Consider the following 6,296-nt stretch of genomic DNA (forward strand, 5'->3'; position numbering starts at 1 on the left):
CGGCCGCTGGCCGGCTCCCCGGGGATCACACGATTGCCGGCCAGCGGCCGGCACTACCGAATGATTGCTGGAACAGAAAAGGCCGGGTTTTCCCCGGCCTTCTCCGTTCATCCCATCACCGCGATCAGGCGATCGCTTCCTGGTAACGGCGCTCGACTTCGTTCCAGTCGATGACGTTGAAGAACGCGCCGATGTATTCCGGGCGACGGTTCTGGTACTTCAGGTAGTACGCGTGCTCCCACACGTCCAGGCCGAGGATGGGGGTGTTCCCTTCCATCAGCGGGCTGTCCTGGTTGCCGGTGCTTTCGACCACCACCTTCTTGTCCGGGGTCACGCTCAGCCACGCCCAGCCGCTGCCGAAACGGGTCAGCGCCGCCTTGGTGAAGGCGTCCTTGAACTTGTCGAAGCCGCCCAGGTCCTTGTCGATGGCCTTGGCCACGTCGCCCACCGGGTTGCCGCCAGCATTGGGAGCCATCACGGTCCAGAACAGCGAGTGGTTGGCATGGCCACCACCGTTGTTGCGCACCGGACCCTGCAGGTTCTCCGGCAGCGACTTGAGCTTCTTCACCAGTTCTTCGACCGGCAGGTCAGCGTACTCGGTGCCTTCCAGCGCCGCGTTGACGTTGTTGATGTAGGTCTGGTGATGCTTGGTGTGATGGATTTCCATCGTCGCCGCATCGATATGCGGTTCCAGCGCGTCGTAGGCGTAGGACAGCTTGGGCAGGGTATAGGCCATGGTGCATCTCCTGATTGCGAGGGCACCCGACGTTGTCGGGCGGTGCGCGGTGAATGATGGGGACAGAACGGCAGATTACCAAGGGGGATGTAAAGGAAATTGCGTCCCGCCGGTGAGCACGACGGCAATTGTTACGCGGCGGTGACGCAGCCCCCTCCTCATGCGCCGTGCAGCGCGCAGGCGCTACAGTGCGAGCACCACCCTCGCCCGCTCCCTTGCCCATGCGCAACCCCCGGCTGCTGATCACCGCCATCGCCCTGCTGCTGCTCGGCCTGGTAGTCAACCATTTCATGCAGCGCCCGCCGGCGCCGCAGTTCGCGCCGGACCTGCAGGGTGCGCCTGCCGCGCGCGCACCGGCCACGGCCACGCCCGGCAAGGGCAACGGTCTGCCCGCCTTCCTGCCCGCCGAAGCCCTGCAGACGATCGCGCTGATCCAGCGCGGCGGGCCGTTCCCGCACCGCCAAGATGGCAGCACGTTCGGCAACCGCGAACAGCAGTTGCCGCAGCGTCCGCGCGGCTACTACCGCGAATACACCGTGGACACCCCCGGCGCGCGCACCCGTGGCACGCGCCGCATCGTCACCGGCGGCGATCCGCCGGAGGCGTGGTACTACACCGACGACCATTACGAATCATTCCGCAGCTTCACCGTACCGGCCCAGGGAGCGCAGTGATGAGCCATGACGATTTCGGCCTCGGCCTGCACGACATCAACAATGCCGGTGTCTACACCATCGACAGCGACGACATCGGCGCCCTGGCCGCCGCAATGCGCGATGCCGGGCTGAAGGTGATCCGCATCGATCTGGAAGGGGTGGCCGACAAGCGCACCCTGCTCGCACGGCTGGCCGCGCAGCTGGATTTTCCGGCCGGTTTCGGCGGCAACTGGGATGCGCTGTCGGACAATCTACGCGACCTGCAATGGCTGCCAGCCAACGGCTATGCACTGTTCCTGTGCGACGTGGACGCGCTGCGCGCCACCGCGCAGAAGGACTTCGACACCCTGCTGGACGTGATGGACGAGACCAGCCGCGACTGGCTTGGCCGCGACGTCCCGTTCTGGGTGTTCCTGTCGCAGAGCGCGTAAGGTCACTGCCGTGGTGGATGCCGACCTTGGTCGGCGCTTCTGCGCCAACCAAGATTGACACCTACCCAAGCGAGCCTGCCAGGGCGTGGCGCGCTCCCTAGCCTACCGGCTCCCGTTATCTTCCTGCAGTTCTTTCTTGAACGGAATGTCCGGCGGTGGCCGCGCCACGGCCGGCTGGTCCTGCATGTTCGGATTGGTAAGGCCACAGCCACCACCGGCCTGCAGGATCGAGATCACGCAGGAAATCTTCGTATTGGTACCCGGCAACGGAATCTCCATTGCCTTTATTCCCTTGCGCACCCACTCGGCCAGCAGCGATTCCTGCGGGACCCAGTATTTGTCGAATGACGTGGGCGTGTAGTCGTAAGGCGGTCGCTTCAACCAGGTGCCCGATTGCGCGATGCGTTCCTTGCTCCAGCCATCGTTGGCACCACCGGGCGCACCGCGCTCGGCACGTCCATCGCCTTCCTGGCCCGGCACGCGGACGCTGCCATCGGCGTTGAACAGGCCACTGCCCTTGCCGGTGGCGCTGGCCTGGCGGGCGCCCTTGTCGGCGCCGTCCTGTTTGCGGCTCGACGCCCCCCAGTCATCGCCCTTGGCGGGCGTGGCCCAGTTGCCCGGATCGGGGGCCGGGCGCGCTCCAGCCTGGGCCGATGCCGTGCTGGAGGCGGACGGCCGTGGCGTGCTGCTTTCGGCCTGGCGCGCACTGCCACTGGCCGCAGGCGCGGCCGTTGTCGCTGGCGCGCTGCCGCTGGACGTTGAAGGCGCCGCCGCGGGTGCCGACGCGACTTCGCGCTCGCGCACCTGCAGGTCACGGCCTGCCGGCGCTCGCACGGTCGGCTCGCGCCCGGCCACAGCAGCCATCCGTACCTGCGGATCGACCACGACCTGCACTTCGCGCTCGCGCAGCTGCACATCGCGCTGCGGCACACGGACCTGTACATCGGCCGTGCGCAGCGGCTGCGATATCGCCGGTGCATCGACCGTACTGATTTCACGCTCCTGCACCGGGATGTCACGCAGCTGTGGTGCCGGCACGGCGATCTCCGGCGCACGCAGTGGGGTTGGGACTGGCGGCGCCTGCACGGGCTGCACGCTGCGCTCGCGCACCGTGGGCGTGGTGTCACGCGGCACGATGCTGACCTCGGTACGCGGCACGCTCACCGGCGGCACCACGAAATCCGCACTGGCCTGCGCCACTTCGGTGGCCTGTACGGGCGAAGGCGGCGGGGCGGCAAGCGGGGCCGGCTCCGCTTCGGCAGGCGGTGGTGGCAGGCTGGCGGTCGGCGCTGGAGCCGGTGCGGGCGCAGGCGACGATCTGGACGCAGGACGCGGTTCAGGCGACGTCGCTGCCCCTCCCTCCTGGCCGGCGGCAACCTGGCCGGCAGGAGCAGCCGCAGCTGCGTCGGCACCAGGCTGATCGCCACCGCCTTGCTGGCTCGCGCGACCGACGAATTCCACCTGCAAGCGCTCGCCTTCGGCGCCCTCCGCTTCCGGTGCCGTGGTGCGGATCACCGCCACCCACAGCAGCAGCATGAAGAACAGCAGATGCAGCAGCGCGCTGGCCACTGCCGAGAGCCAGCGCATCCAGCGCTGGTCGCGCGGCGCGGCGTCCCAGTCCTGCCAGAACAAGCGGCGCAGCGCCTGCCACGGCGACAGCTGCGGCGATTGACCGGGTGGCCCCGGCAACGGTCGGGGCAGCAATACCGCGATCACGTCGCGCGCGTGGTACGGCTGCGGCAGCGGCCCCAGCGAGCGCAGCCACAGCGCCCAGCCATACGGCAGGCGCGTGGTCTTCTCGAGGACGGCGCGGGGCTGCTGGCGCGCCAGCAGTAGATCGATGAGTTGCTCGGCCCGGGTCAGAGGCACGCGTCAGCGATCAGGCGACGTTGTCGCGCGGGATGTACGGCGCGTGGCCGCTGTCGTGGTCGGTCGCGTCGCGCACGGCGGTCACGCCCGGCACGCGGCCCATCAGGGTCTTTTCGATGCCCTGCTTCAGTGTCACATCGGCCATGCCACAGCCCTGGCAGCCACCGCCGAAGCGCAGCAGTACCACGCCGTCGGCCGAGACTTCCTGCACGGCCACCTTGCCGCCATGCGAGGCCAGCTGCGGATTGACTTCGTTCTCCACCACCCAGTGCACGCGCTCGACCAGCGAGGCCGCATCACCGGGCGCTTCACCCTTGATGCGTGGCGCCTTGATGGTCAGCTGCTGGGTACCGGCACTGCCGGCGACGATGTCGATCTCGGCGCCATCGAGCCAACCGACGCTGCCGGCATCAACGTAGAGCGTGAAACCATCGCAGTCCACCGCCCACTCGTCGCCGAGCAGGTCGGTCGGTTCGGCGAACTCCAGCCGGGCGTCGGCGCGCGGGGTGCCGGGATCGACCGCGCTCAAGCGCACACCCATGCCGGGCACGCCCTCGCGTTCGATCAGCTTGCGGAAATGGGTCTGGGCAGTGTCGGAGATCTGGATCATCAGGCTATTCTAGCCAAGTACGCGTCAGTCGCTCATTCGGTTTATACACCGTCCGGCGCATTGTTCAGTCAACACGAGGTGGAGATTCCCATGGCCGACCTGATTCCACTGGCCCAGGCCCGTTGCGTGCCACGCAAAGGCAGCGACCACAAGCTCGGCGAGGCCCGCCTGGCCGAACTGCTGCCGCAGATTCCCGGCTGGGAGCTGAGCGAGGGCGGACAGGCCCTGACGCGCACCTTCCGCTTCAAGGATTACTACGCCACCATGGCCTTCGTGAACGCGCTGGCCTGGATTGCCCACCGCGAGGACCACCATCCGGACCTGGCCGTGCACTACGACCGCGCTGTGGTGCGCTTTTCCACCCACGATGTGGGCGGCCTGAGCGAGAACGACTTCATCTGCGCTGCGAAGACTTCGGCCCTGACGGAGCAACTGCCATGAACGTACGCTTGCTGAGCCTGTCCCTGATTGCTGCGACCGGCCTGGCCGGTTGTGGCCCGTCGGAGCCGCCGGCACCACCGCCGCCGCCGCCGACCGAAGTGGCCGCGGTGAAGACGCCGCCACCGCAGTACCCGCTTGAATTGGCCTGCATGGGCGTAGGCGGCACCAGCACCTTCAAGGTGACCATCGGCACCGACGGCAAGCCAAGCGAGGTCGCCCTGTTGACCGGCGCCGGCAACCCGCAGCTGGACGAACTGGCCAAAACGGCCGTTCAGGGCTGGCAGTTCAAGGCTGCCACCCGTAACGGCGCTGCCGTGCCGGCCACCATCCAGGTGCCGGTCAGCTTCAACCCGCCGCAGCCGAAGCCGGACCAGTGCTTCGCCATTGAAGAGCGCCTGCGACGCGGCGGCTGATCGCGCGCGCCGACAAGGCCCGCCTCGCCCTCCCCGCCCCGGGTTCCTCCGGGGCGGTTGTCTGTTGACCAGGACCGCGTCGGCAAATGCTGCAGATTCCCCCAGAAAACGTCTGGATCGCGCTGGCGGTCACCCTCGCGGCCGGCCTGGCCACCGCCATCGGCAGCCTGCTGGTGCTGTTCTCGCGCCGCCCCAACCCGCGCCTGCTGGCCTTTGGCCTGGCCTTCGCCGGCGGCGCGATGGTCTACGTGTCGCTATCGGAAATCCTCAACAAGTCCATCGCATCGTTCGCCCTGGCCTATGGCGAGCGCAGCGGCTTCACCTACGGCACCCTGGCGTTCCTGCTGGGCGTGATCGTCATCGTGCTGATCGATCACTTCATTCCGAATCCGCATGACAGCCTGGACAAGCAGGACCCCGCGTTCCGCGAAAACAGCCGCGAGTACCTGAAGCGGGTCGCGCTGCTGACCTCGGTCGCGATCACAGCGCACAATTTCCCGGAAGGGCTGGCGACCTTCTTCGCCACGCTGGAAAGCCCGTCGGTGGGCATGCCGCTGGCCTTTGCCATTGCCATCCACAACATCCCCGAGGGCATCGCGATCGCGGTGCCTGTGTACTTCGCCACCCAGAACAAGGCCTATGCATTCAGTGCCAGCCTTCTGTCCGGCCTGGCCGAGCCGGTGGGCGCGGCGCTGGGCTACTGGCTGCTGTCAGGATCGCTGTCGCACGCCACGTTTGGCTGGGTGTTCGGACTGATCGCCGGCGTGATGGTGTTCCTTGCGCTGGATGAGCTGCTGCCGGCGGCCAAGCGTTATGCCAAGGGCCACGAAACCGTGTATGGCCTGGTGGCCGGCATGGGCACCCTGGCGATCAGCCTGGTGTTGTTCAAGTGGTGAGGGGTTCCCGGCCAACGGGCTGAGCCCCCTCGCGGCTGGCGGAGCGACATTCCGGGTTGGGCCGGCCGAGGTGGGTTTGCGGGGGACGCCGTAAACCCATCCTTGAAGTGACCCCCGAGACTTGGACAGGGGTCAGGCGGCCGATTGGGCCTGTTGGGCCTGCTCCCGGTACTGTACCGGGCTCAGGCCCTTCAATTTCAATTTGATTCGCTCTTGGTTGTAGTACTGGATGTATTCCACCAGC

9 protein-coding genes are annotated in these 6,296 nt (G+C 67.4%); 5 read left to right on the forward strand and 4 right to left on the reverse strand.

Annotated features, from left to right (window positions below; genetic code table 11):
- Window positions 1-124 precede the first annotated feature (124 nt).
- Window positions 125-736 carry a superoxide dismutase gene (locus AC5P6A_RS17700; RefSeq protein WP_005410310.1) on the reverse strand — a complete coding sequence of 204 codons (612 nt, stop codon included), beginning with the start codon at window positions 734-736 and terminating at the stop codon, window positions 125-127.
- A gap of 221 nt (window positions 737-957) precedes the next feature.
- Here AC5P6A_RS17700 and AC5P6A_RS17705 point away from each other — a divergent pair, with 221 nt between their 5' ends.
- Complete coding sequence (locus tag AC5P6A_RS17705; RefSeq protein WP_111101752.1) at window positions 958-1,410, forward strand: guanyl-specific ribonuclease; 453 nt, start codon at window positions 958-960, stop codon at window positions 1,408-1,410.
- Entirely contained in the window at window positions 1,410-1,823 is a 414-nt protein-coding gene (locus AC5P6A_RS17710; protein ID WP_021203012.1) for a barstar family protein, read from the forward strand. Before AC5P6A_RS17705 ends, AC5P6A_RS17710 begins: the two co-directional genes overlap by 1 nt.
- Window positions 1,824-1,925: 102 nt before the next feature.
- Here AC5P6A_RS17710 and AC5P6A_RS17715 read toward each other — a convergent pair whose 3' ends face one another.
- Window positions 1,926-3,692 (reverse strand): hypothetical protein, encoded by a 1,767-nt coding sequence (locus tag AC5P6A_RS17715; RefSeq protein WP_171952831.1) that lies wholly within the window; start codon window positions 3,690-3,692, stop codon window positions 1,926-1,928.
- A gap of 10 nt (window positions 3,693-3,702) precedes the next feature.
- The gene (locus AC5P6A_RS17720; protein ID WP_134735981.1) at window positions 3,703-4,302 is read right to left on the reverse strand and encodes an NfuA family Fe-S biogenesis protein; all 600 of its coding nucleotides are present in this window, start codon (window positions 4,300-4,302) and stop codon (window positions 3,703-3,705) included.
- Window positions 4,303-4,392: 90 nt separating this feature from the next.
- Between AC5P6A_RS17720 and AC5P6A_RS17725 the strand changes: the two genes are divergently transcribed.
- From AC5P6A_RS17725 to zupT, 3 genes are all read left to right on the forward strand, one after another.
- Entirely contained in the window at window positions 4,393-4,743 is a 351-nt protein-coding gene (locus tag AC5P6A_RS17725; protein WP_134735980.1) for a 4a-hydroxytetrahydrobiopterin dehydratase, read from the forward strand.
- Window positions 4,740-5,156, forward strand: a complete 417-nt coding sequence (locus AC5P6A_RS17730) for an energy transducer TonB (RefSeq protein WP_005410316.1) — start codon at window positions 4,740-4,742, stop codon at window positions 5,154-5,156. Before AC5P6A_RS17725 ends, AC5P6A_RS17730 begins: the two co-directional genes overlap by 4 nt.
- 86 nt (window positions 5,157-5,242) lie before the next feature.
- Window positions 5,243-6,052 (forward strand): zinc transporter ZupT, encoded by an 810-nt coding sequence (gene zupT / locus AC5P6A_RS17735; RefSeq protein ID WP_019660453.1) that lies wholly within the window; start codon window positions 5,243-5,245, stop codon window positions 6,050-6,052.
- 132 nt (window positions 6,053-6,184) lie between these two features.
- On the opposite strand, the gene AC5P6A_RS17740 is transcribed toward zupT, so the two are convergent.
- Window positions 6,185-6,296: IS3 family transposase (locus AC5P6A_RS17740; protein ID WP_288042072.1), on the reverse strand; the 112-nt coding region annotated here is incomplete at its 5' end.

This window comes from Stenotrophomonas sp. YJH_SMC_20 (assembly GCF_059367845.1).